General features: G+C 34.9%; 28 protein-coding genes and 1 pseudogene. 18 read left to right on the forward strand and 11 right to left on the reverse strand.

Annotated elements, in window-relative coordinates; all coding sequences use genetic code 11:
• Nucleotides 1-110: 110 nt before the first annotated feature.
• Complete coding sequence (locus F936_RS07900; protein WP_017390029.1) at nt 111-632, reverse strand: hypothetical protein; 522 nt, start codon at nt 630-632, stop codon at nt 111-113.
• Between the two features lie 312 nt (nt 633-944).
• On the opposite strand from F936_RS07900, the gene F936_RS07905 reads away from it, so the two are divergent.
• The 5 genes from F936_RS07905 to F936_RS07925 all read left to right on the forward strand — a co-directional run bounded on the left by F936_RS07905 (nt 945) and on the right by F936_RS07925 (nt 3,462).
• Entirely contained in the window at nt 945-1,169 is a 225-nt protein-coding gene (locus F936_RS07905; RefSeq protein ID WP_005046470.1) for a hypothetical protein, read from the forward strand.
• Nucleotides 1,170-1,319: 150 nt separating this feature from the next.
• Nucleotides 1,320-1,694, forward strand: a complete 375-nt coding sequence (locus F936_RS07910; RefSeq protein ID WP_003652346.1) for a TonB C-terminal domain-containing protein — start codon at nt 1,320-1,322, stop codon at nt 1,692-1,694.
• Between the two features lie 280 nt (nt 1,695-1,974).
• Nucleotides 1,975-2,175: a hypothetical protein gene (locus F936_RS07915; RefSeq protein ID WP_003652344.1), complete on the forward strand. Its 201-nt coding sequence runs from the start codon at nt 1,975-1,977 to the stop codon at nt 2,173-2,175.
• A 186-nt stretch (nt 2,176-2,361) separates the two neighbouring features.
• Nucleotides 2,362-2,871: a hotdog fold domain-containing protein gene (locus F936_RS07920; protein ID WP_005046471.1), complete on the forward strand. Its 510-nt coding sequence runs from the start codon at nt 2,362-2,364 to the stop codon at nt 2,869-2,871.
• A gap of 15 nt (nt 2,872-2,886) precedes the next feature.
• A complete protein-coding gene (locus F936_RS07925) occupies nt 2,887-3,462 on the forward strand; it encodes a lysozyme (RefSeq protein WP_005046472.1) in 576 nt (191 codons plus the stop codon).
• A gap of 86 nt (nt 3,463-3,548) precedes the next feature.
• On the opposite strand, the gene F936_RS07930 is transcribed toward F936_RS07925, so the two are convergent.
• Nucleotides 3,549-3,965, reverse strand: coding sequence for a carboxymuconolactone decarboxylase family protein (locus F936_RS07930; RefSeq protein ID WP_026055625.1), 417 nt, complete (start codon nt 3,963-3,965; stop codon nt 3,549-3,551).
• Nucleotides 3,966-4,075: 110 nt separating this feature from the next.
• Between F936_RS07930 and F936_RS07935 the strand changes: the two genes are divergently transcribed.
• Both F936_RS07935 and F936_RS07940 read left to right on the forward strand, forming a co-directional pair.
• Nucleotides 4,076-4,390, forward strand: coding sequence for a winged helix-turn-helix transcriptional regulator (locus tag F936_RS07935; protein ID WP_005039816.1), 315 nt, complete (start codon nt 4,076-4,078; stop codon nt 4,388-4,390).
• Between the two features lie 536 nt (nt 4,391-4,926).
• A complete protein-coding gene (locus F936_RS07940; protein ID WP_005046475.1) occupies nt 4,927-5,190 on the forward strand; it encodes a hypothetical protein in 264 nt (87 codons plus the stop codon).
• 57 nt (nt 5,191-5,247) lie between these two features.
• Here the strand turns inward: F936_RS07940 and F936_RS07945 are convergent, their stop codons facing one another.
• Entirely contained in the window at nt 5,248-6,102 is an 855-nt protein-coding gene (locus F936_RS07945; protein WP_005046477.1) for a DMT family transporter, read from the reverse strand.
• Nucleotides 6,103-6,155: 53 nt separating this feature from the next.
• Here F936_RS07945 and F936_RS18710 point away from each other — a divergent pair.
• The 4 genes and pseudogenes from F936_RS18710 to F936_RS07955 all read left to right on the forward strand — a co-directional run.
• Nucleotides 6,156-6,347 (forward strand): annotated as a pseudogene (locus tag F936_RS18710) (LysR family transcriptional regulator); the annotation flags it as partial.
• A gap of 152 nt (nt 6,348-6,499) precedes the next feature.
• Nucleotides 6,500-6,631: a hypothetical protein gene (locus F936_RS18715; protein ID WP_004643213.1), complete on the forward strand. Its 132-nt coding sequence runs from the start codon at nt 6,500-6,502 to the stop codon at nt 6,629-6,631.
• A gap of 273 nt (nt 6,632-6,904) precedes the next feature.
• Complete coding sequence (locus F936_RS07950) at nt 6,905-7,192, forward strand: hypothetical protein (RefSeq protein ID WP_005039828.1); 288 nt, start codon at nt 6,905-6,907, stop codon at nt 7,190-7,192.
• Nucleotides 7,193-7,439: 247 nt separating this feature from the next.
• The gene (locus F936_RS07955; RefSeq protein ID WP_005046479.1) at nt 7,440-7,802 is read left to right on the forward strand and encodes a NirD/YgiW/YdeI family stress tolerance protein; all 363 of its coding nucleotides are present in this window, start codon (nt 7,440-7,442) and stop codon (nt 7,800-7,802) included.
• 99 nt (nt 7,803-7,901) lie between these two features.
• Here F936_RS07955 and F936_RS07960 read toward each other — a convergent pair whose 3' ends face one another.
• Nucleotides 7,902-8,408: a GNAT family N-acetyltransferase gene (locus F936_RS07960; protein WP_005046482.1), complete on the reverse strand. Its 507-nt coding sequence runs from the start codon at nt 8,406-8,408 to the stop codon at nt 7,902-7,904.
• Between the two features lie 192 nt (nt 8,409-8,600).
• Between F936_RS07960 and F936_RS07965 the strand changes: the two genes are divergently transcribed.
• Nucleotides 8,601-9,029: a hypothetical protein gene (locus F936_RS07965; RefSeq protein WP_005046484.1), complete on the forward strand. Its 429-nt coding sequence runs from the start codon at nt 8,601-8,603 to the stop codon at nt 9,027-9,029.
• A gap of 66 nt (nt 9,030-9,095) precedes the next feature.
• On the opposite strand, the gene F936_RS07970 is transcribed toward F936_RS07965, so the two are convergent.
• Nucleotides 9,096-10,682 (reverse strand): ATP-binding cassette domain-containing protein, encoded by a 1,587-nt coding sequence (locus F936_RS07970; RefSeq protein ID WP_005046486.1) that lies wholly within the window; start codon nt 10,680-10,682, stop codon nt 9,096-9,098.
• A 258-nt stretch (nt 10,683-10,940) separates the two neighbouring features.
• A complete protein-coding gene (locus tag F936_RS07980; protein WP_003652324.1) occupies nt 10,941-11,384 on the reverse strand; it encodes a universal stress protein in 444 nt (147 codons plus the stop codon).
• Nucleotides 11,385-11,674: 290 nt separating this feature from the next.
• Here F936_RS07980 and F936_RS07985 point away from each other — a divergent pair, with 290 nt between their 5' ends.
• From F936_RS07985 to F936_RS07995, 3 genes are all read left to right on the forward strand, one after another.
• Nucleotides 11,675-11,902: a hypothetical protein gene (locus F936_RS07985; RefSeq protein ID WP_003652322.1), complete on the forward strand. Its 228-nt coding sequence runs from the start codon at nt 11,675-11,677 to the stop codon at nt 11,900-11,902.
• Nucleotides 11,903-12,077: 175 nt separating this feature from the next.
• On the forward strand, nt 12,078-12,251 hold the full coding sequence (locus tag F936_RS18720) for a hypothetical protein (protein WP_005046490.1): 174 nt from the start codon (nt 12,078-12,080) through the stop codon (nt 12,249-12,251).
• 268 nt (nt 12,252-12,519) lie between these two features.
• Nucleotides 12,520-12,963, forward strand: coding sequence for an RDD family protein (locus tag F936_RS07995; protein ID WP_003652320.1), 444 nt, complete (start codon nt 12,520-12,522; stop codon nt 12,961-12,963).
• Between the two features lie 58 nt (nt 12,964-13,021).
• Here F936_RS07995 and F936_RS08000 read toward each other — a convergent pair whose 3' ends face one another.
• Nucleotides 13,022-14,197: a benzoate/H(+) symporter BenE family transporter gene (locus F936_RS08000; protein WP_005046493.1), complete on the reverse strand. Its 1,176-nt coding sequence runs from the start codon at nt 14,195-14,197 to the stop codon at nt 13,022-13,024.
• A 186-nt stretch (nt 14,198-14,383) separates the two neighbouring features.
• On the opposite strand from F936_RS08000, the gene F936_RS08005 reads away from it, so the two are divergent.
• On the forward strand, nt 14,384-14,857 hold the full coding sequence (locus F936_RS08005) for an Lrp/AsnC family transcriptional regulator (RefSeq protein WP_005046495.1): 474 nt from the start codon (nt 14,384-14,386) through the stop codon (nt 14,855-14,857).
• Between the two features lie 49 nt (nt 14,858-14,906).
• Here F936_RS08005 and leuE read toward each other — a convergent pair whose 3' ends face one another.
• The 3 genes from leuE to aceR all read right to left on the reverse strand — a co-directional run bounded on the left by leuE (nt 14,907) and on the right by aceR (nt 17,645).
• Complete coding sequence (leuE, locus tag F936_RS08010; RefSeq protein WP_003652317.1) at nt 14,907-15,557, reverse strand: leucine efflux protein LeuE; 651 nt, start codon at nt 15,555-15,557, stop codon at nt 14,907-14,909.
• A gap of 71 nt (nt 15,558-15,628) precedes the next feature.
• On the reverse strand, nt 15,629-16,618 hold the full coding sequence (tal, locus tag F936_RS08015; protein ID WP_005046497.1) for a transaldolase: 990 nt from the start codon (nt 16,616-16,618) through the stop codon (nt 15,629-15,631).
• Between the two features lie 130 nt (nt 16,619-16,748).
• The gene (gene aceR, locus F936_RS08020; RefSeq protein WP_005046499.1) at nt 16,749-17,645 is read right to left on the reverse strand and encodes an HTH-type transcriptional regulator AceR; all 897 of its coding nucleotides are present in this window, start codon (nt 17,643-17,645) and stop codon (nt 16,749-16,751) included.
• Nucleotides 17,646-17,734: 89 nt separating this feature from the next.
• Between aceR and aceI the strand changes: the two genes are divergently transcribed.
• On the forward strand, nt 17,735-18,169 hold the full coding sequence (gene aceI, locus F936_RS08025; RefSeq protein WP_004643197.1) for a chlorhexidine efflux PACE transporter AceI: 435 nt from the start codon (nt 17,735-17,737) through the stop codon (nt 18,167-18,169).
• A 67-nt stretch (nt 18,170-18,236) separates the two neighbouring features.
• On the opposite strand, the gene F936_RS08030 is transcribed toward aceI, so the two are convergent.
• Nucleotides 18,237-19,808 carry an acetyl-CoA C-acetyltransferase gene (locus F936_RS08030; RefSeq protein ID WP_005046503.1) on the reverse strand — a complete coding sequence of 524 codons (1,572 nt, stop codon included), beginning with the start codon at nt 19,806-19,808 and terminating at the stop codon, nt 18,237-18,239.
• Between the two features lie 234 nt (nt 19,809-20,042).
• On the opposite strand from F936_RS08030, the gene F936_RS08035 reads away from it, so the two are divergent.
• Nucleotides 20,043-21,434, forward strand: coding sequence for a 3-oxoacyl-ACP reductase (locus F936_RS08035; RefSeq protein WP_005046505.1), 1,392 nt, complete (start codon nt 20,043-20,045; stop codon nt 21,432-21,434).
• Nucleotides 21,435-21,487 lie beyond the last annotated feature (53 nt).

Below are 21,487 nucleotides of genomic sequence, written 5' to 3' on the forward strand. Positions count from 1 at the left end.
GAAAAAGTAACAAAATTTTATAAATGGTGTTTAATTTTTTTAGAAAAATTAAACACAGCTTTCATCTCTAATCATTTTTATATAGAAGCCCTCTAGCGAGGGCTTTTAACTTATTTAAAAGAAGGTTGGCTTAAGATCTTGTAGACCTTTTCTTTATATACATCATTGGAAATGACGCCTTTATCTCGCTGTTGTTTTAGCGATTTAAACTGCTGACCATGAATTTCTCTTTGAATATTCACATTATCATGATTTCTAATGTAGTAAAGACTACGCTCATGATCACTCATATTGACTGTTTCTTCAGTAGAGTAGGACGGCTTAGCTTCCTTTTCTTGATATTGTTTTGCAATTTCAAAAAAATCTACATTTTGAGGAGGAGTGTTAGAATTAGAAAAATCTTTTGGTTGCCCATTAAATTTATGGTCTTGAGAACTCGCGTTTACTGCAAGCATGCTTTTATGCTGATTAAATTTAGGGTGATTATATTCTTGTTTCATTTGAAACGTGTTTGTGTCAGAAAATACTGAGGAAGAAAAAAGACTAATATTTAAAAATAAAAAAGTTAATAACAATCTATTCATTTCTTTTGAAGTCCAATTGAAATTGATTAAATCACTGTATTGTAACATTAAAGTTTAATTTTTAAAGGTTTTGTCTTTAGGATATTTGATCATCTGGTCAATAATGAGGTGAGTGAACGGGTTTGTGTGAAGTTCTATTGAAAGCTCCAGACAAAGAATTTTATATAAAATAAAATCTAAAATTCTTAACTTTAGAGTGTTTGTCCATTATCTAATTTGAATATTTGTCCCGTAACAGATTCTAATTTTTTAAAATACTTCTTTTAAAATTTATTGTTAAGCTCAACTAAATAGTTCTAGTGTGACAATAGTGATTCATTTTGTTAAATTGTGTGGTTTTTATAACAGTGAGCGAAATTTATGAAGACGTTTTTAGTTATATCTTTATTGGGTTTTGAGCTGATTGGCTGTGCTTCACCTACATATAATTCTCAAGAAAATTACTTAAATAAACCTCCAATTGTTCCAGAAAACAAAGCCTTTAATAGTTTTAAAACACCTGAACACGGAATTTTTACCGATCAAGATATCTATAATATGCCAGAAAATTCAAACATGAATATCCGTTATGAAGTCCCTTTTTAAAGAAAAATAAAGCATTAATTTAAATAAAGGTGAAATAAGAACTGCTTACTACCTTTGCTGACTACGGATAATCAATGATTAATGCCACCTTCGGGTGGTTTTTTAAATTTTAAACTGTTAAATTTTAATTATTGAAAAAAGGTATTTTAAATGAAAAACTTCACTATTATTGCTTCCTTATTTTTATTGGTTGGGTGTACTACTGGTCACAAGCAAGTTACTTCTGCTCAAGTGAATGATAATAAAATTACTTCAGAGGCTGAGATATATAAAAAGCAATATCAAAAGAAAATTTATAAAATATGGGATATTCCAAAGTCATCTACAGCTATGAGTGCAAGCGTTAAAGTATTTTTAAGTGATAGTGGAGAGATTGAGCAAATCATCTTTTTAGATAAAGAAGAACAAAAATTTAAAACAAGTATTGAAAAAGCGATCTGGCGTGCAAGTCCATTTGTTTTGCCTTCGAATCCAGAGGTAAGAAAACAAGCAAGAAAATTCAATATCAAATTTCAGGCGAAATAAATTAGTTTTTCTTAAAACAGTCGAAAAACATTTATGTTCAGTACTGCTAGTTTGTGGAAATAGAGTGAAATAAATTATTTTCTTTAAATATAGAGAAATAATTATTTACTGTACTTCTATCGCTAGAGAATAAGAGTTTAGCAACCGCCTTTTGAGGCGGTTTTTTATCGGAAAAGGTATCTTAAAGTGTCAGTTACACAAATGATGATTGTTTGGTGTTGAATCTATCCGTTAATTATTTAAGGATGGAATAACACAAGTTAAGTAAAGGATGAATCTCATGATAGATGAAGAAAAGCCCTTAAATTTTGACGATGATGAAGAGCCTCTCGATTTTGCCGATGAAGAATTTATCGATGATAAAAAAGAGGATGAGTTGTATAACAGCATTACAAAAGATGGCTCAAGCGTAGATCCCGCAGATGATGGTGAGCGACACATTCGCCCTGAAGATGGGGATCCGATCGAAATCGAACAATAACTCAAAGCCCAATTCAATATTGGGCACTTTTAATAGGTTTGATTTTTTTATCTGAACAGTACGATATGCTAGAGGTTATTCAATCATTATCATTAATGACTTAAAAAATTGATACCTAAGCAATGAGTGTAGAGAGGTGTACATATATATTTATTGAATGATTTATTCTCGAATTGAAGTAAAACTATGAGTAATTATATTTCTACATTTACCAACAAAATCAAAAATAAAGCAGTTCCACCTGTCCCTGATGTTCTGATTGCTTTTAGGACTTTGAAAAATGTACCAGGCGGATTAACGCTATTGTCAAAAGTCGTTAGTCGAGTTGCTCCATATTTTCAGACTGTAAATCCAATTATCCAAAAATTAGATGTAGATGTGTGTGAAGCCTCGATCAAAAAAAATAAATCAATCGAAAATCATATCGGGACGGTACACGTGATTGCGATATGTAATGGGCTGGAATTTGTCATGGGTGTGTTAGCTGAAGCATCTGTGCCTCAACATTTAAGATGGCTACCTAAAGGCATGAGCGTAAATTATGTCGCTAAGGCAGATTCTGATATTAAGTTAGTGGCAACAATTGATGAGGAATGGAAGGTGGGAGATATGCAAATAAAAATTAACGCTTATAGAGCGGATGGGCAGCCTGTAGTTCAAGGATATATTACGCTTTGGGTTACAGAGAAAAAGTAAATAGCAGGGCATTAAATGCAAAAAATATTGGATTTTCTCCGCAAAATTTTTACTGCCAAGCCTCAGCAAGATGCAACAGCGGATCACCTTATTGCTACGGCAACTGATTATGGCGATGAATTGATAGGTATCGCAGTTGATGAGATGTCTCTTAGTGTGGATGGTGTAAATCAAATCTGTAATTTTGAAGGGTTAAAGCTCAGTGCCTATGATGATGGTACTGGCGTATGGACTATTGGATATGGCACGACGCGATATCCTAATGGTAAGCGTGTAAGTAAAGGAGACCAATGCTCTCTTGAGCAAGCTAAAGCTTACATGCAGCATGATTTAAAGATATTTGAGCGTGCAGTAAATAGTTCTGTAAAAGTGCCTTTAAAACAGAATCAATTCGATGCACTAGTCTCTCTAACGTATAACATTGGGGTAGGTGCCTTTAAACATTCGACCTTACTCAAAAAGTTAAATTCAGGTGATTACAAAGAAGCAGCAAACCAGTTTGATGTCTGGGTAAATGCAGGCGGTAAGCGTTTGCAGGGACTGGTTAATCGCCGTGCAATGGAAAAGAAATTGTTTTTATCATCAAAGTAGTTATCTCACTTTTTTATTAAACTTGGTTAAAAAGTCATGAAAAAGCCTCGAATGGTCAGGGCTTTTTCATATAGGAATTGAATCGATTAACTTTTATCCCCTAAGGTGATTCTAAGTCTGTTTAATGCTCCCATGAGTGAAATGCTGGTCGTCAACTCTACAATCTCTCGTTCATTAAAATACTCGGCTAAATGAGCTTTTACAGTTTCAATTTTTTCAGATAAAAAAGTGACTGCCTCTGCAAGTTCAAGAGCAAGGAACTGCTTCTTTGAAAAGACATTCGAGTGTTTATAGCCCGGAATTTTATCAATGACTTCTTGGCTTACTCCCATATCTCTTAATTCTTGAGCATGAAAAGCGCAGCAGTAAGCACAGCCGTTGATTTGTGACACATATAACTCAGCTAAAGCAACTATCTGAGGATCAATGCCAGAGGTTCGTATAGATGCATGTGCTGAGTACAAATGATTAATCGTTTTTTTAGCAACTTCTTTATATTCCATCATATTGGCTAGTCTTTTCGTGATAAAAAACTATTATTCATCACTAGGTATAGATTGTAAGTTAGGCACTATTTTGTTATATAGGTATATTTTTTATACCTAATTAGACAATGAAAGATAATATTTCTGGCTGTTCTGTAGAAGAGGCAATGACAGTATTAGGTGGCCGTTGGAGAATGTTAATTATTTCATTTCTCATCGAAAGACCTATGCGTTTTAATGAGCTAAGACGGGCAATACCTAATATTTCTCAAAGAATGTTAACTTTAGAGTTACGTTTTCTTGAAGAAGAAGGTTTTATTAACAGAGAAGTTTTTGCGGAAGTTCCTGTTAAAGTTGAGTACTCATTAACGGAAGATGGTAAGAAATTAAACGGTTTAGTTGAGGTGCTAAAAGAAGTTGGCTCTTGGCTAAAAGTAAGATAGTGCAGTTTATTTTATAGTTTTATTTACTTTGTTTCAGCTTGCGCCGAGATCGTATGTCATCATTTTGACAGGATCATTTATACAAGTTTTAGGCGTAAAAAAGCCTGATGCTACGAATCAGGCTTCAGTATTCATCGACAATAGGAGTTGATGAACAAGACCAATCTAACAGACCTGCTCTATAAAGGCAAACCAATGGTCGACCGAACAGTTCATATAGGCATAATTTTCTCAAATTATAGGCATTAAAAAAGCCCTTGCTCGAAAGCGAAGGGCTTAGTCGTTCATTGATCTAGCAATGAACTATATAAGGCTCATCTCATACTAAGTGCAGTATATCTGAAATTGAAGCAAGAAAGAAGAAAACTTATGACAGTTATTTGATAACTTCTTAAATGTAATTTCAATCTTTAATAAGTATTCTAGTTTTAACCAAATATACACACTTAAACAATTAGTTGAAAAAAGTTTCCGTAATCGAATCAAATAGCATGTTAAGTTTTTCTCAATCATAAAAATTTAAAAAGGATTGAAGCATGAAATTTTCATATCAGGATCTTGATGGAAAGAACGTTGAAGTAGTGTGTGAAAGTTATATTCATATACCGTCAGGAACAGCAATAAAATCTACAGAAGCTGGCAATTATCATCTTACTGAAAACTTCAGTTTCTTTAAGAAAACTGAAGCTGATTCTATACCTATCTATCGATTTGCCATTGACCAAAATTTTAATGTTTTTAATAGTGATGAATTACCCGCATTAGCTCAAATCGGCACTGACTGGAAAAAATTGGTTTAAGTTTGTATTCAAAAATAAAACCCTCAACTGAGGGTTGCACCCTAAAATTTTTAAGAATTATTTCTTTTTAAATACGAGCATTAAGCCTAGCAAAATTGCAATCATCCCAATTAAACCTGCCAGCGGTAACTTATTTTTTAAAATTAGAAAATCTAAAAGTGCAGTCACGATAGGAACCAAATAGAACAGGCTTGTCACATTTACAATATTGCCCTGACTTAGAAGTCGGTAAAGTATAAGCTGAGCAACTACAGAAATTAAAATTCCAAGAAATAAGACTGAAATAATCAGTTGTGAATTCCACGTTATTTCAAAATGTTCAAAGGGAACTATAAATAAGCAGACGACAAGACTGATTACATATTGTAGCGGTAAGACATCAGTCGGGGCTTGTTGAATGTTCTTTTGCATTATGGCCCCAAAAGTTATACAGATTAGGGCAGCCAAGGCAAACAGCACACCAATTGGAGCAATAAAAGACATTGTCAGGCTTTTCCATACTAAAAGTATGAGCCCTGCTAAAGAGATGCATAATCCTAACAGTCTTTCTTTTTGCCAATTCTTTTCCATAAGGCAAAGCGTGAGTATGGGCTGTATTCCCATAATTGTTGCCATTAAGCCAGGAGTGACTCCATGGGCCATGGCTTTAAAATAGCAAATTGAATAACCTGCGATTATAAGCAACCCAGTAAGTAGAACTTGTTTTCGAGTTCCATGTTTGGGTAAAAGTCTTTTTCTAAAAAGGGCAAGTACGAACAGAATAATTAAAGCAGTAGAAAAACGCAGAATTAATAATGCTATGGGTGAGGCATTATCAAGTCCCCATCGAGTAAAGATCGCGGCACTACCCCAGAGTAAAACAAAAGCGGATGTTGCACTTTGTGATGCAAGCATCTGTTTATTTAGGCGCATAAAACCTCCTCCTAGTGTGTGTAATACCTAAGAAATACGAAGTGATAAAATTGTTAGTAATCGCCGTGTTCACACATTGTAGTGCTCCTGAGCATTTAACCATATTAGGTGCAGATCATGGCCTCGGACCTTTAGAGCCAATGGAGGCTGCGGTTTATCGGAGTAGGTCATCGTTAGAGTCGAAGGCTGTAGATCACTTATATGAATTACTCATTAAAACGCTCAGACACTCAGTTAACGTTTAATGGCCAAATCTTAAATTGATATTTAAATGTAAAACTAAAGAGCTTTACATTTTTGCGTGAAATCTACAAAAAAGCCTAGAAACGTATGCTGATCGTAAAACTAATAAAAAGTATTTATTAACTCACTATCTGAACAATTCATGAGGCGAAGTATGACAAAAATTATGGCTACCTTAGGTTTGGCTGCGATTATTTCTTTAAGTGTGAGCGCTTGCCAAGGTGAAAATGATACAAAACAGCAAGATAAAACGACAACACCTCATTCAATGGACAAAGATTCATGATCTAGATGAATGGTTAGGCCCATCGTAAGATGGGTTTTTTTATATCTTTTTATTTTTACTCTAAAGTGTGATTTGTAACTCACAATATTTATTTTTAATGTCACTGTTCAAAATATGTTGACTAGTACGCTAGGTTTTAAATATATTTAAATGCAACATGAATCATTTTAAATATAACTCTATATTTAAAGTAAATCGATTCAAGTGCCATCAGATCAGAAATTTAACCTTTAAATTTGATTATAAAAATATTAATTAATCAAGGAGGTGGGTATGGACGCTAAATTTCATTCTGAAAATGAATATGGTTTTATTCTAGACATATTGAATACTTATGTTGTGGTAAAGAAAACACTAAAAAATGATCATTATCCTTATGATTCATTTGGTTATCTTCTGGCTCTTTATCAGCCCCTAAAAGTCTATATTCCTCAGCTTCCACATCCGAAAATTTATATTGAGATTGGTGGAATTTCATATGACCGAATGATTGTGATGCAAACAACAGACGAGACGGAAGCCATGAATGTTTTATTGGATTTAGGACAACTTGTTGTTTAACAATTAAGTGATATTTTAATGCTGAGTTTAATTTACTTAAGGAAAGCGTTTTCTTAAGTAAATTAACGACATAACTAAAGGTTCAAAATGGTTGTTGAAAGAGAAAACTTAAACAGATTATTTGTTGTTTTTATCCATCCTCATTAAACAAAGACTCTAATAAGATACAAAAAACCACAAAAGCTAAATCTATAACTTTAAAAGAATTTGTTTATATAACTAAGAACATTAAAAGTAGGTCATCGTAATGAAAAAAATATTCTTAGCAACACTCACTGGGTTGGCTTTATTGGGTAGTAATGCGGTATTGGCTAAACCAGATGCTGCCTTATTAAAAGAAGCGACAAAAAATGTAGTCACGGTGTCTAAAGCAAAAACCTTGGCTGATGAATCTGGTGTTACGTTAACAGGCACCATCGTAAAGCATATTGCTGGTGATCATTTTGAGTTTAAAGATGCAACTGGATCAATTGTAATTGATATAGATGATGACTTATGGAAACCTTTACAACTAAAAGCTGGAGATAAAGTCCGTGTTGTGGGAGAGGTGGATACACATAGAGTTAAGCCAACTGATATTGAAGTTTTCAAGATTGAGAAAGTTAAATAAAATCTGAAAATTTAGGTTAATACTGCTTAGATATATCGAAAACATTTAAAAGAGAACTCCTGCAAATAGGAGTTTTCTTTTTAAGGACGATAATTTTTATTATTGTGTTGCATTAAATGCCTCATGATAGTGTACGTTTCCTTTAGGAATATTGCCTGAGAAGCTTAAGGCTTGGAAATATTCACTTGGCACATCGGGCAAAATTAGCTCAGGATAGGTTTTAAAACCAAATCGGCTGTAATAGTTGGGATCACCCAGTAAAACACATCCTTTTGCACCTAATTTTTTTAATTTATCTAGTGATTTATTCATCAGAAGTGAGCCAATACCAAGCCCCTGTTTATTTGGATGAACAGAAATAGGGCCTAAACCATACCAACCCATTTCCCCTGAACTTATTTGAACAGGAGAAATAGCAACATGTCCTATAACAGCGCTATCTTCAATTGCAACTAGAGAGATGGTCAATTGTCTGTGGTTTCTTAAACTATTCACAATAAAATGTTCGGTATGACTGGTGTGCTCAGCATTTTGAAAAGCTGCTTTCGTTAGTTTTTCTATTGCTTCAACATCCTCATTTCGTTCATCACGAATCGTAATATTCATTAAAATTATTCCTTATTTATTGAACATTCATACGCTTTAATTTTTTAAATAAGTAAAACTGTAATTTAGATTTCTAAGATACTTTATTTGTTACTGGTTACAACTACTAATTATCAAAATCATACATAAAGTAAAATTTTATAAAAGTTATTTTTAATATAATAATCTCAAAATAATTTTGAGGATTGGAAATTGAAAAAAATCATTAAAACTTTATTATTATCTACATTGATTTCAACTATATCATTCTCTGCTTTAGCTAAAAATATTGAGCAAAAAGTTAATTTTTTACAAGGCTCAACACATGCCACATTCACTGGGAAATTTCAGGGTTATGACGATGTGAGATATAGAATCTCTGCAAATAATGGACAAATATTGAAATTTAATATTAATAGTCTTGGTAATTTAGCCTATGTCAATATTTTTGCACCAGGTAAAAAACCGGGTAAAGATAATGCATTATTAATTGGTTCAACTGTAGGATCGAGAGGAGAACTTACTTTGCCAGTTGATGGCGACTATATTATTCAAGTTTATCAAATGCGTAATAGTGCTCGTAAAAATAAAACTGTGAAATATAGTCTAGATATCGAATTATTAAATAAAGTAAAAAAATAATATTTTATAAAATTTACTAGCTTTCACATGAGAGCTAGTAAATTTAAAAAATGATATAGATAGTCACTATTCGGTTAAAGAAAATGACTCGCGAATGCCACAACTTTCAACAAACATTTGATCATGTGAAACTAGTAATACAGCACCTTCATAACTCTGAATAGCACTAGCTAATAATTCTCTAGATTCAATATCTAAATGATTTTCGGGTTCATCTAATAACAGGAGTTCGGGGGGAGGGTGTATCTGGCTAAGTGCCAATAAAGCTACTTTGAGTTTTTCTCCACCACTTAGTTGCGACAAGAAATAAGTACTTTTATCACCGCGAATTCGAAGTTGACCTAATAAATTTCTCCATTCTAATTCTGAAAGCTCGTTATTCATGTGAGTTAAATTCTCAATAACAGTCATCTCATCACATAAAAAGCTAAAGTTTTGATCGAGATAAAAACACTTTACAAATAATTGAATGCTGTTACAGGGCTGATTTTTCTGTGCATTGATTGCTTTAAGCAAAGTTGACTTTCCAATACCATTTTGACCCGTTATGTGAATTTTTTCGGCTGCATGTACAGCTAAATCTATTGGTTGTTGAGTCCCATAGTTCAGTTTGAGTTTTTTAATTCGAAGAATTTCGCCAGATTTTTTATGAAAAGTGGGGAAGACAAACTGTTGTGGTTTGACGGTTTCAAGATGCATTTTTTTGTCTTTTAAGTCATTTTGACTATTTGAGATTTGACGTTGATGCTGAGACTGTATAGCCGCAATGCTTTGGCCCGCTTGTTCCTTTTTAAAGTCGAGCAAAATTTTGGCTTGAGAATTTGACTCTCTTAATTTATTGCCAGCACGTTCACGTTTCTGAGCTTTCATTAATACTTCATGTTGCTTTTGCTTCATGTGCTTAACTTCACGTTGGTTTTGTTGAACAGATTGTTCTAAAGCCGCAATGTTAGTTTGATACTGTGCATAAAATTGTTCATAGTTTCCTGTTGTGTGATGTAAGCCGTGTTCATTTAAATGATAAATATGGTTTACTTCGTTCAACAAAGTTCGGTCATGACTAATGATAAGTGCACCTGCTGGGTGTGTTCTTAAATGGTCAATTAACCATTTTCTAGAGTCTTGATCTAAATGATTGCTAGGTTCATCAAGAAGTAAGTAGTGATCTGATTTTAAAAATAAGCAGCTTAATGCCAATTTAGTTTTTTGACCTTCGCTTAGGTTTTTAACTGGGAAGTCTAAATTAGTGGGCAAATGAGCGGATTCTAAGAGGGTATTCCATAAGTTAGGTAAATCCCATTTGCCTTCCAGTAAATCATAATCATTGAAACTGGCAACACCTTGCTCAACTCTTTTAAAAGCTTGATAAATGTCTAAGATATCTAATGCTTCAGCTATGGTCAGTCCAGTTAACCGATGCAATTGAGGTAAATATGCATGTTTTATATGCCAAGATATTTGTCCAGATGTAAGACTTGAATCTGATTTAAGCATCTGATTTAACATTTGCATAAGCAAGGATTTGCCCTGACCATTACGGCCAATTAAGGCAGACACTTGATTCGATTCAAGGCTAAAATTGAGTTGTTTAAACATGACTTTAGAAGAAAATTCTAAAGTCAGCTGTGATATTACACATGCCTGCTGAGTCATAAAAACCTCATAAATACAGGATGTACAAAATAGGAAAAAGCAGTTTTAAGCAGAGACGTTAAATCACAAAAAATAGTCTATTTTGCACATCAAAAAAAGAAAAAATGATGAGAAAAAAGACTTACTTCATTGGCGTGACTCACGAAATTGAAACAATAAGAACTATTCTATCTGGGTTTTTAGTTAGTGTAAAATTTATACAATCTATTTTATTAAAAAACCCAATCATTGGATTGGGTCTTGTGCATCTAAAACAGTTTATTCTTTTACAACCAATACCTGAATTTTAGTACTGTTTAAAACATCTTGAGCAAAACTACCCAAAATAAGTTTTTGGAAGCCTTTGCGACCATGAGAACCAATCACAATCAAATCGGAACCTAAGCCTTCTACAGCTTTTAAGATACCGTCTGAAGAAATTTCACCTTGTATAATCTGAATTTCGGCATCAATACCTTCTTCGGCGCATAAAGCTTTTACTTTTGCGAGAGTTTTTTCTGCATTCGCGCGGGCTTCAACAAAATAATCTTTTACAACAGGTGAGATGTAATAAAAATCTACACCGCTAAAAGGATCTACTGCAACTAAGCTAATAGCAGTCAATTTACTTCCAAAAGCTTTAGCAATATGAGCTGCTTGTCTTGCTGCTGCTAAAGAAATTTCAGAACCATCGACAGGTACAATAATATGTTGGTAATTCATAATGTTATTCCTCTTATTTACAGTTGTTATATGTATGAAGCATTTATTAATTAAAGATTAACATATTTCATTCTCGGTAAACATCTATTCGACTAAAGGAAAGAAAAATTAAATAAAATTACTTTAAATCAATTGGTTGTGTTTATTATTCTATCGACTGTGATGGAGTTTAAGAGCTATTGCTGAATAATTGATAATATTTACATGAAAATTACAAAAAATTACCGTTCATATTTCTGTCATATAGAAAACGTATAACAAAATAGTAAACTAAGGGGAGAGTGATGAAGATGGCTGATTTAACAGCAAAGAAAATCAATAAACTCATTGAAGAGTTTCGTCAAACAGGTAAAGAACCAGAAAAATTAGTCGTTGGTTATAAAACGTATGCCAGACTGATGACCGAAGATAAATTTGCAGAAAAAGTTGTCCCTTCACTAGAAAATTCAAAAGAGCGGTTATATAAAAATTTAAAAATTAAACTTGTGACTGAAAAGCATTACTTTGAAATTAAATAAAATTTATGTGAAATACATCACTGTTTATTAAAGCAAAGTAACACTAAATAAGTTTAATAACATGTTCAATGTATAGTGATACAAATTAATAGTGTAATCAACATTTGAAAACAGCAATCGTTTATAAACTCGATAGAATAAATTGCTTTTATTTTAAGTAGTGGAATAAATTGAAATGCCAACACTCAGTGTAATTATATTTTATGTTTTAGCTATATTAGGCACTGTTGCCATCATTTATGGATTAGTCAGTTTAAGTGTTTTTTTAATTGTTATTGGATTAGCTCTATTATTTGCAGCATTATTATTAAAAAAAGAATTTAAATTAGATATTTCGTTCTGGAAATAAATATAATATGTATTTATATTTTTAATTGTCTATAAAACTGTTTCAATAGAGCTGAAACGAAAAATTTCAGTTCTAAAAAGATTAAATTAGTTTTTATGATGAATATTGATGTAATAACGTTTTTTTGATCGAAATTATTACAATAAAATATAAAAGTAGAAAATTTTAAATTTATTTAAGTATTTAAAAATAAAAAAGTTTCATTTAGGATGAAAGTAAAATTGTAAAAGCGTTTGTAGCGATTAAACAATAACAAAGCGAGGTGAGCATGGCTTATAAGTATGAGTATGCAGGGTTCTGGTTAAGATTTGGTGCAATGATTATTGATACTCTTATTCTTTTTTTGGCAGTTATTCCTGCGGCTTGGATTTTTTATCAAGGGGATTATGATTTAGTTTTTGCCACGGGCTTAAGTGCGAAACCACAAAATTATTGGTTCGATCTGATCGTGAACTATGTATTCCCTTTATTGTATTCAATTTTATGTTGGCTGTATTTTGCAGGTACTCCAGGTAAGCGATTGATGCGATTAAAAGTTTTAGATGAAAAAACAGGCAATAAGCTAACAGTCATGCAGAGTATTATTCGATATATTGGCTATATTCCATCAATTTTAGTCTTTGGTATTGGTCTTTTTTGGGTCGCGTTTGATGCTAAAAAACAAGGCTGGCATGACAAAATGGCAAAATCAGTTGTAGTAAGAGAGCTATAAGAAATAAGATGAAAAAGCGTTCATAGCATTGAAAATAAGGGCTATGAACGCTTTTTTATTAACTTTTTTTGACTTTAAGTTTTAAAATAAAATATACAACTACACCCACTACCAGTCCCCAAAAGGCTGATCCAATACCGAAAAATTGAATGCCCGAAGCACTACATAAAAAGGTAAATAATGCAGCTTCACGGTCTTCAACTTGAGCAAATGCGATTGCAATGTTGTGGCTGATCGTACCAAATAATGCAATGCCGGCTAAAGCTACAATAAAGATATGTGGAAAAGACATGAGTAAGCCTGTCAGTGTTGTGGCAAACAGGCCCATTAAAATGTAGAAAAAACCACAGCTCATGCCTGCAATATATCGTTTACTTGGGTCAGGGTGGACTTGATCGTCTAAGCTTACAGCCGCACTAATCGCAGCAATATTTACGCTATAACATCCAAAAGGTGCAAGCACAACTTGGGTTAAACCTGTCCAGCCAATCAGTTGATTAACATGCGGTTTATAGCCATAACTTTTAATCATGGCAATTCCGGGTAAATATTGCGAAGCCATGCTAATCACAAAAAGTGGCAGAGCTAATCCCAAAAGTGCTGACCAGCTAAATTTAGGACTAATCCAAACAGGTCTAGCCAAAGACCACTGAAGTGTAGGCATATGAAATTCTAAAAAGACAGGGCACAGGGTAATACCCGCAAGTGCTGTGAATACAATGCTATAGCGGGGCCATAATCTTTTTGTAATTATATAAATGGCGAGTAAGGATAAAACGAATTCCCAATCATTTTGCAAACTGGCGAACAGGGAAATACCAAATTTGAGTAAAACACCTGCAAGCATGGCACTGGTTAAGCTTTGAGGAATATATGAAAGTGCTTTTTGAAATATACCTGAAAAGCCTAAAATAGCAGTCAGTAAACCACCCACTAAAAAAGCACCAATGGCTTCATTTAAGCTATAGCCACTGCCTGTTGCCATAATTAAAGCGAGGCCTGCGGTTGACCATGCTGTCGCTACAGGATATTTAAATTTCCAAGAAAGTATGAATCCGGATAAACCAATACCTAAGCCTAAAGCCCAAAACCATGAGGTAATTTGCTCGGGTGAAGCACCTAAAGCTTGAGCCGCCTGAATCACTAAAATGGCTGAAACACTAATACCTATTAAAAAAGTAATAAAGCCAGCAAATACGGCTGGAATCGAGAAATCTTGAAGAATCTTTTGCATAGCTAAATGTTCTAAATCCCTGAAAAATTAATATGTTTCTGTCTTTGCTTTCAGCTAGGTAAATCTAACAATTTTTTTTAAGAAGGTGCTTTCTATTTTTTACTTAAAATAGAAATAATATTTTCAAAATATTGAATAATGCTATTATTCCTTTCGTAAATAATACTAAATTTGGGATATTGTTTTATGGATGAACAAACTGAAAATTTGTCACCACTTGAATTGAAAATTATGCGTGCTTTACAAGAAAATGGGCGCTTAAGTAATGCTGAACTGGCCAAACTTGTAGGTATAAGTACTTCTTCTTGTTGGAATCATACACAGCGTCTTTTTAAAATTGGGGCAATTCTAGATGTGCGTGCTCGGATCAATCCGAGCATGGTGCAGCGTGATACGGTAGTACTCGTTGGTGTGGTTTTAGACCGCTCAACGCCTGATAGCTTTCAGGCATTTGAACAAGCATCTGGTGATTTGGAAAATGTTTTGGAATGTTATCTGGTGGCGGGAGAGGTCGATTATTTTTTAAAAATTCGTGTTAAAGATTTAGCTGCTTTTAACCGATTTCATAGTGAAAAAATTATTGCTTTACCGGGGGTAAGACAAGTCAGAACATTTTTTGTGCTCAATGAAGTTAAAACAGATGGCATGCTGGCATTTTAGCAGTTCATTATGTTTTAACTTTATAAATGCAAAACTAGGGTGAAGATTATTAGATTGTTGAGGTTGCCAGTTTTAAACCGAATCCGAAAAATAGAATCCCTACTAAAAAAATACTACTTGCTGCAATTTTATGGTTCTGTTTAAAAAATGCTGAAAGTTTAATTCCAGAGAAGATTAATGCAGTTAAATAACTAAAGCTAATCACCTGTAAAATAATCGCTAAAATTAAAAAGCTTAGTGCGGGATAGGCATAGTCGGGTTCAACAAATTGAACAAAGAAAGATAAGAAAAATAAAATCGCTTTCGGGTTGAGTAAACTAATACTTAATGCTGTTTTATAAGGATGAATTTTATCTAAAGCTGGTAAATCAGCCATTTCAGGTTGTGGTTGATTACGTTGTTTCCAGCGTTGAATACTACCTTGTAAGAGCTTAAAGCCTAGATAAGATAGATAAAGTGCACCTGTTAATTTAAGAATAACAAATACCCATGGGAATGCTTTTAATAAAGAGGCTGCACCTAGTACGGTACAAAGCATTAAAATAAGATCACCGGTAAAAATACCTAACGCACCCATATATCCAGTTTTAATGCCGTAACGTGAAGCAATTGACATCACATAAAGAGAATTGGGCCCCGGCAATAACACAATTAGGAATGTACCAATAATATATGTTGTTAAATCTGTTATGCCGAACACGATAAACCCAATAAAAAACCGATTTTTGCCATGATAACAAAAATCGGTGATTTTGTATGAAAAGTGAAGTTTTAAGGTTTAATTTCCGCATCAATTCCAAAAGATTGACGTAATAAGAAACTTAATTGGTCACGGGCTTTAATAAAGCCATCAACACCACCTTGTAAAAGTTGGAATGCCATTAAGTCATGATTAAGTTCGTCTTTAAAACTTTGTTCATCTTGAACGGGTCTAACAATAGCATCTGCTTGCTTTGATTTAGTTGCATCAAGAGCTGCATCAACTGTACGTGTATCTTGCTCGAGCTGGGTAAGTAAGCCCGGAGAGATCGTTAGCAAATCACAACCAGCAAGTCCAAGAACTTGATCGATACTACGGAAGCTCGCACCCATCACTTGAGTTGGAATATTTTGTTGCTTGTAGTAGTTATAGATTTTCTTAACTGACACCACACCTGGGTCTTTTTCGATTGGGTAAGAATCTACACCTTCAGCTTTTTTGTACCAGTCCAAGATACGACCTACAAATGGTGAAATTAAAGTTACTTTTGCATCTGCGCATGCTTGAGCTTGATGTAATCCGAAAAGGAGAGTGAGGTTACAAGCAATACCTTCAGCTTCGAGTACTTTTGCGGCTTGAATACCTTCCCAAGTCGACGCAATTTTAATAAGAATACGTGACTGATCAATACCGTAACCTTTGTAAAGTTCACATAATTCATGAGCTTTTTGAATGGTCGCTTCGGTGTTATATGAAAGTGCAGCATCAACTTCAGTCGAAACGCGACCTTCGATCAGTTTTAAAATTTCTACACCGAATTTTACGGTTAAAATATCAATGGTTCTTTCGATTAACTCATCGTTGCTATAGCCTTCTTCTTTGGCTTGATAATAAGCATCTTCAATGAGTTCTTTACTTTCTGGTTGTTCTGCTGCTGCCGTAATCAATGAAGGATTAGTCGTCGCGTCTAATGGACGAAATTTACGAATTGCATCAAGGTCGCTACTGTCGGCAACAACGGTCGTTAGTGTTTTTAATTGGTCAAGTGCTGTATGAGTCATTGATATTCAACATCTTCAGTAATAAATCTTATATTTTCTTTATAGCACAAAGTCTATTCATACTGTCGATATATCAATTGTTATATTTCAAAGAAAAACGTTTAGATTCTGCATCTAAATTGAAATAATTTTAAGGGACCTGTTGCATTCGTTGCTTACGGATATATTCAATAAGAAATCTGGCAGCGGCACCAAGCTCACTTTCACGACTCCATACCAAATCTACGTAATATTCAAATCTTGGAGTGAAATCTAATAAATTCAATATTTTAAGCTTATTTTTAAGTTCAGGGTTTTCTTTAAACATTTCTTGAGGAAGAACACCCCAGCCCAGATCACGTAAAATCATTAAGCAAGCAGAGTGGTGGTTATCCGTACGCCAATAATGCTTTGAAAACAACAATTCAGGTTTTAATGTTTCATCTCGACTTGCCACTACAATTTGTCGTGTAGTGAGGATCTGTTCATAAGAAACCTGATTTTGGCTTGCAAGTGGATGTTCTTTTGAAATAACGGGAATTAAAGCCTCACGTTTGAGCTCTACAAACTGTTCTCTGTTATCTAGATGCTCACGTTCAAACATGAGTGCAAGTTGGGCAGAACCATCTAACAACATTTGAAGTGCATCTTCTTGGGGAGCAGAAACAATATTAATTTGTAGGTCAGGGAAACGACCCTCTAAAAGGCAAATATAATCGGTCCAGTTGGTGTGCAAGAGTTCAGATACAATCACAATGGTTAAGTTAGCTTCTAAACCTGTGCTTAATGCATGTGCATGTTGTTTCCATTGATTCATCTCAATCAAAAGTTGAGAAGTTTTTTCATATAACACCCGTGCTTCGTCAGTAGGGACGGGCTCACGACCTTTACGATCAAATAAGTTTAAGTCCAGATCAATTTCTAAGTTGGCAATAGACATACTTACAGCCGAAGGAACTTTTCCAAGTTTACGTGCTGCTGCTGCTGAAAAGGATCCAGTTTCAATCACGGCCTGAAACATGAGTAATTGTTCTTGATTAATATTCATCTGTCAAAAAAACTGAAAGAACCTGATTGGATTAATCAATATTATAAAAATAAAATGCACATTATCCAAGTATTATTGAGTATTTAAAAATGTTGATTTCCAAGAGAAGGATCATTCATGCAATCAGTTATGAAGGAATTTTATTGGTCATCATTGCGATTGCATTAAGTTTTATTTTTGATATGCCTATGGACGTAACCGGAACACTCGGTGTGTTTATGGCAGTGGTTTCTGTTTTTTGGAATATGATTTTTAACCACTACTTTGAAAAAGTAGAGCATAAATATAATTGGGAAAGAACAATCCCTGTAAGGATTTTGCATGCGGTTGGTTTTGAAGGCGGTTTGCTGATTGCAACAGTGCCGATGATTGCTTATATGCTACAAATGAATGTCATTGATGCGCTTATTTTAGATATTGGTTTAACACTTTGTATTTTGGTCTATACCTTTATTTTCCAATGGTGTTATGACCATATCGAAGATAAGTTTTTCCCTGAAGCAAAAGCTGCCTCACTGCACTAAATTTATAAATCCTAAAATGAAATAAGCACCCAAATGGGTGCTTATTTTTTGTAGTTAGATGTAGAAATTATTTCTCTACAATTGCAACTACACCTTCACCGCCAGCAGTACAGATAGAGATTAATGCGCGGCCTGAACCTTTTTGATTAATCAATTTAGCAGCAGTTGCCAAGATACGACCACCAGTTGCAGCAAATGGATGGCCTGCACCTAAAGATGAACCATTTACGTTCAGTTTAGAGCGGTCAATTGAACCTAAAGGTGCATCTAAGCCAAGACGTTCTTTACAGAATTTTTCATCTTCCCATGCTTTAAGGGTAGACAATACTTGAGATGCAAATGCTTCATGGATTTCGTAGAAATCAAAATCTTGAAGTTTAAGATTAGCGCGCTTAAGCATACGAGTTACTGCATAAGCAGGAGCCATCAATAAGCCTTCTTTAGGACCATTTTTACCAATGAAGTCCACAGCAGCGGTTTCAGAGAAAGAAAGGTAAGCTAAAACTTCATGACCGTTTTCTTTTGCCCATTCTTCAGAAGCAAGTAACACAACAGATGCACCATCAGTCAACGGAGTTGAGTTACCTGCTGTCATTGTTGCAGTTTCGCCTTTACCAAAAACAGGCTTTAATTTAGCAAGTTTTTCAACTGTGCTGTCTGCACGTAAGTTGTTGTCACGGTTAAGACCTAAGAATGGAGTGATCAAGTCATCAAAGAAACCGCGCTCATAAGCAGCAGCAAGTTTTTGATGGCTGCTTGCAGCGAGTTCGTCTTGAGCTTCGCGAGTAATACCCCATTCTAATGCAGTAATTGCTTGGTGCTCGCCCATTGAAAGGCCAGTACGTGGCTCACCATTGCTTGGCGCATCAAGAAGCTTTTTAAAATCAATTTTTGTTAATGCTTTAAGACGGTCTTTACCAGTTTTAGCAACATTTAACTCAAGTAAAACTTTACGTAAGCCATCACCAACAGCGATTGGGGCATCAGAAGTGGTGTCTACACCGCCTGCAATACCGACATCAATTTGACCAAGCGCAATTTTGTTAGCAACAACAAAAGCAGCTTGTAAGCCTGTACCACAAGCAATTTGAATGTCGTAAGCAGGGGTTTCAGGAGCAAGATCAGTGCTCAATACAACTTCACGAGTCATATTAAAGTCACGGCTGTGTTTTAAAACAGCACCAGCAACGACTTCACCAATACGCTTACCTTGTAAGTTAAAGCGCTCAACCAAACCATTCAATGCTGCTGTCAGCATGTCAGAATTCGATGCTTTAAAATAAGCAGTATTTGAACGTGCAAATGGAATGCGGTTGCCACCAATAATTGCAACGCGGCGAACAGTGTTTTGGCTCATGGTTTTATCCTGTTGAACAGAAGTTTTGGTTTTTGTTGCTTTTGGTGCTGCAGCTACATTATTAGAAGATGTAGATGGGGTTGCAGTAGCAGCGCTCTTAGTACGAGGGCTACGTGCAGGTGCAGTCGTTGAACGAGTACGTGTCGTTTTTGGAGTATTAGTTGCTGCTTTAGGTGTTGTGCTGTTACGCTTAACCGTGTTAGAAGCCGGCTTTGATGTATTTGACACTTTTTCCTGAGCAGAATTTTCGACTGCTGGATTTTCTTGAGTTGGTTTGCTCATAAGGCTTTTCCAAGCATATTAACGATATTCTTATAAGCTACCTTAACACAATTCAAATAGACCTGTATTGACTAGAATGACATTGTAGATAGCATTCAGGTCAAGACATCAAAAGATCAACTCAAGTATGATTTGGGATGACTCTAATGAACGACTGCTTTCATATTGTTTCTCTGCATTTCCTAACATAATGAAGCCTGTCGTAGAAAATCATTTTTTTGAGAGATAATAATCATGACTGATCAATACCAAGCATTTACACAATCTCCAATTGGTAAATTCGTTGTTAAAAATTTGGGTTTACCATCGCCTGTAGCATTAGAGCGTTTTGAAAATGCTCAGCCAGTAGTGAATGGGGCAGTATTGGTTGGCGCGGCGCCGTCAAGTGTATTGTCTGGTGCGATTGCACAAGTACTTAGCAATATTCATGCAGATAGTTATGTTGGCAATAATGTTGCATTACAACAAGAAGCTGCAAAAGTTGGTTTAAATTTACGTCCATTTAATGCTGGTGATAAAGAATCAAAATTCAAAGCAGTTGTATTTGATGCTTCTGGAATTCAAAACTCAGAACAGTTAAATGAGCTTTATAAATTCTTTAACCCGATTGCACGTCAAGTTGCGACTTCTGGTCGCGTTATTGTGATTGGTACAACACCTGAAACTGCAAAAACTGTAAAACAGGCGATTGCTCAGCGTGCTCTTGAAGGTTTTATCAAAGCTGTAGGTAAAGAATTTAAAAAGGGCATTACGGCTCAAGTTGTCTATGTAGATGAAGGTGCTGCTGCAAACCTAGAATCAACTTTACGTTTCTTGCTTTCTCCGCGTTCAGCTTATGTATCTGGTCAAGTTGTTCGTGTTTCTAAAGCAGATGTTGTTGATGTTGATTGGGCAAAACCACTTGCTGGTAAAACTGCGTTAGTAACAGGTGCAAGCCGTGGTATTGGTGAGGCAATTGCACATGTGTTGGCACGCGACGGCGCTCATGTCATTTGTCTAGATGTACCACAGCAACAAGCTGACCTTGACCGTGTAGCTGCTGACATTGGCGGTTCTACATTGGCAATTGATATTACAGCTGCTGATGCAGGTGAAAAAATTAAAACTGCTGCTGCAAAACAAGGCGGTTTAGATATTATCGTCCATAATGCGGGTATTACGCGTGACAAGACTTTGGCAAACATGAAGTCAGAGCTTTGGGATTTAGTGATTAACATTAACCTGTCTGCTGCTGAGCGTGTAAACGACTACTTGTTAGAAAACGATGGTCTAAATGCAAATGGCCGTATTGTTTGCGTATCATCAATTAGTGGTATTGCAGGTAACCTTGGTCAAACTAACTATGCTGCATCTAAAGCAGGTGTGATTGGTTTAGTTAAATTTACTGCACCTATTCTAAAAAATGGTATTACCATTAACGCAGTAGCTCCTGGTTTTATTGAGACACAAATGACTGCTGCGATTCCATTTGCAATTCGTGAAGCTGGCCGTCGTATGAACTCGATGCAACAAGGCGGTTTACCTGTTGATGTAGCAGAAACGATTGCATGGTTTGCATCAACTGCATCTACAGGCGTAAATGGCAACGTGGTACGTGTGTGTGGTCAAAGCTTGTTAGGCGCTTAAGCACTCTTAGCTAAAGATAAGGGGTGCTTGGGCATCCCTTTTTTATTCAAGAA

The organism is Acinetobacter calcoaceticus DSM 30006 = CIP 81.8, from assembly GCF_000368965.1.
In the GTDB taxonomy this organism is placed as follows: domain Bacteria; phylum Pseudomonadota; class Gammaproteobacteria; order Pseudomonadales; family Moraxellaceae; genus Acinetobacter; species Acinetobacter calcoaceticus.

Bases quoted from the DNA above. Each gene is read 5' to 3' on its own strand.
- F936_RS07900 (WP_017390029.1), bottom strand. From the start codon at position 632: ATGTTACAATACAGTGATTTAATCAATTTCAATTGGACTTCAAAAGAA.
- F936_RS07905 (WP_005046470.1), top strand. From the start codon at position 945: ATGAAGACGTTTTTAGTTATATCTTTATTGGGTTTTGAGCTGATTGGC.
- F936_RS07910 (WP_003652346.1), top strand. From the start codon at position 1,320: ATGAAAAACTTCACTATTATTGCTTCCTTATTTTTATTGGTTGGGTGT.
- F936_RS07915 (WP_003652344.1), top strand. From the start codon at position 1,975: ATGATAGATGAAGAAAAGCCCTTAAATTTTGACGATGATGAAGAGCCT.
- F936_RS07920 (WP_005046471.1), top strand. From the start codon at position 2,362: ATGAGTAATTATATTTCTACATTTACCAACAAAATCAAAAATAAAGCA.
- F936_RS07925 (WP_005046472.1), top strand. From the start codon at position 2,887: ATGCAAAAAATATTGGATTTTCTCCGCAAAATTTTTACTGCCAAGCCT.
- F936_RS07930 (WP_026055625.1), bottom strand. From the start codon at position 3,965: ATGGAATATAAAGAAGTTGCTAAAAAAACGATTAATCATTTGTACTCA.
- F936_RS07935 (WP_005039816.1), top strand. From the start codon at position 4,076: ATGAAAGATAATATTTCTGGCTGTTCTGTAGAAGAGGCAATGACAGTA.
- F936_RS07940 (WP_005046475.1), top strand. From the start codon at position 4,927: ATGAAATTTTCATATCAGGATCTTGATGGAAAGAACGTTGAAGTAGTG.
- F936_RS07945 (WP_005046477.1), bottom strand. From the start codon at position 6,102: ATGCGCCTAAATAAACAGATGCTTGCATCACAAAGTGCAACATCCGCT.
- F936_RS18715 (WP_004643213.1), top strand. From the start codon at position 6,500: ATGACAAAAATTATGGCTACCTTAGGTTTGGCTGCGATTATTTCTTTA.
- F936_RS07950 (WP_005039828.1), top strand. From the start codon at position 6,905: ATGGACGCTAAATTTCATTCTGAAAATGAATATGGTTTTATTCTAGAC.
- F936_RS07955 (WP_005046479.1), top strand. From the start codon at position 7,440: ATGAAAAAAATATTCTTAGCAACACTCACTGGGTTGGCTTTATTGGGT.
- F936_RS07960 (WP_005046482.1), bottom strand. From the start codon at position 8,408: ATGAATATTACGATTCGTGATGAACGAAATGAGGATGTTGAAGCAATA.
- F936_RS07970 (WP_005046486.1), bottom strand. From the start codon at position 10,682: ATGACTCAGCAGGCATGTGTAATATCACAGCTGACTTTAGAATTTTCT.
- F936_RS07980 (WP_003652324.1), bottom strand. From the start codon at position 11,384: ATGAATTACCAACATATTATTGTACCTGTCGATGGTTCTGAAATTTCT.
- F936_RS07985 (WP_003652322.1), top strand. From the start codon at position 11,675: ATGGCTGATTTAACAGCAAAGAAAATCAATAAACTCATTGAAGAGTTT.
- F936_RS18720 (WP_005046490.1), top strand. From the start codon at position 12,078: ATGCCAACACTCAGTGTAATTATATTTTATGTTTTAGCTATATTAGGC.
- F936_RS07995 (WP_003652320.1), top strand. From the start codon at position 12,520: ATGGCTTATAAGTATGAGTATGCAGGGTTCTGGTTAAGATTTGGTGCA.
- F936_RS08000 (WP_005046493.1), bottom strand. From the start codon at position 14,197: ATGCAAAAGATTCTTCAAGATTTCTCGATTCCAGCCGTATTTGCTGGC.
- F936_RS08005 (WP_005046495.1), top strand. From the start codon at position 14,384: ATGGATGAACAAACTGAAAATTTGTCACCACTTGAATTGAAAATTATG.
- tal (WP_005046497.1), bottom strand. From the start codon at position 16,618: ATGACTCATACAGCACTTGACCAATTAAAAACACTAACGACCGTTGTT.
- aceR (WP_005046499.1), bottom strand. From the start codon at position 17,645: ATGAATATTAATCAAGAACAATTACTCATGTTTCAGGCCGTGATTGAA.
- aceI (WP_004643197.1), top strand. From the start codon at position 17,735: ATGTTGATTTCCAAGAGAAGGATCATTCATGCAATCAGTTATGAAGGA.
- F936_RS08030 (WP_005046503.1), bottom strand. From the start codon at position 19,808: ATGAGCAAACCAACTCAAGAAAATCCAGCAGTCGAAAATTCTGCTCAG.
- F936_RS08035 (WP_005046505.1), top strand. From the start codon at position 20,043: ATGACTGATCAATACCAAGCATTTACACAATCTCCAATTGGTAAATTC.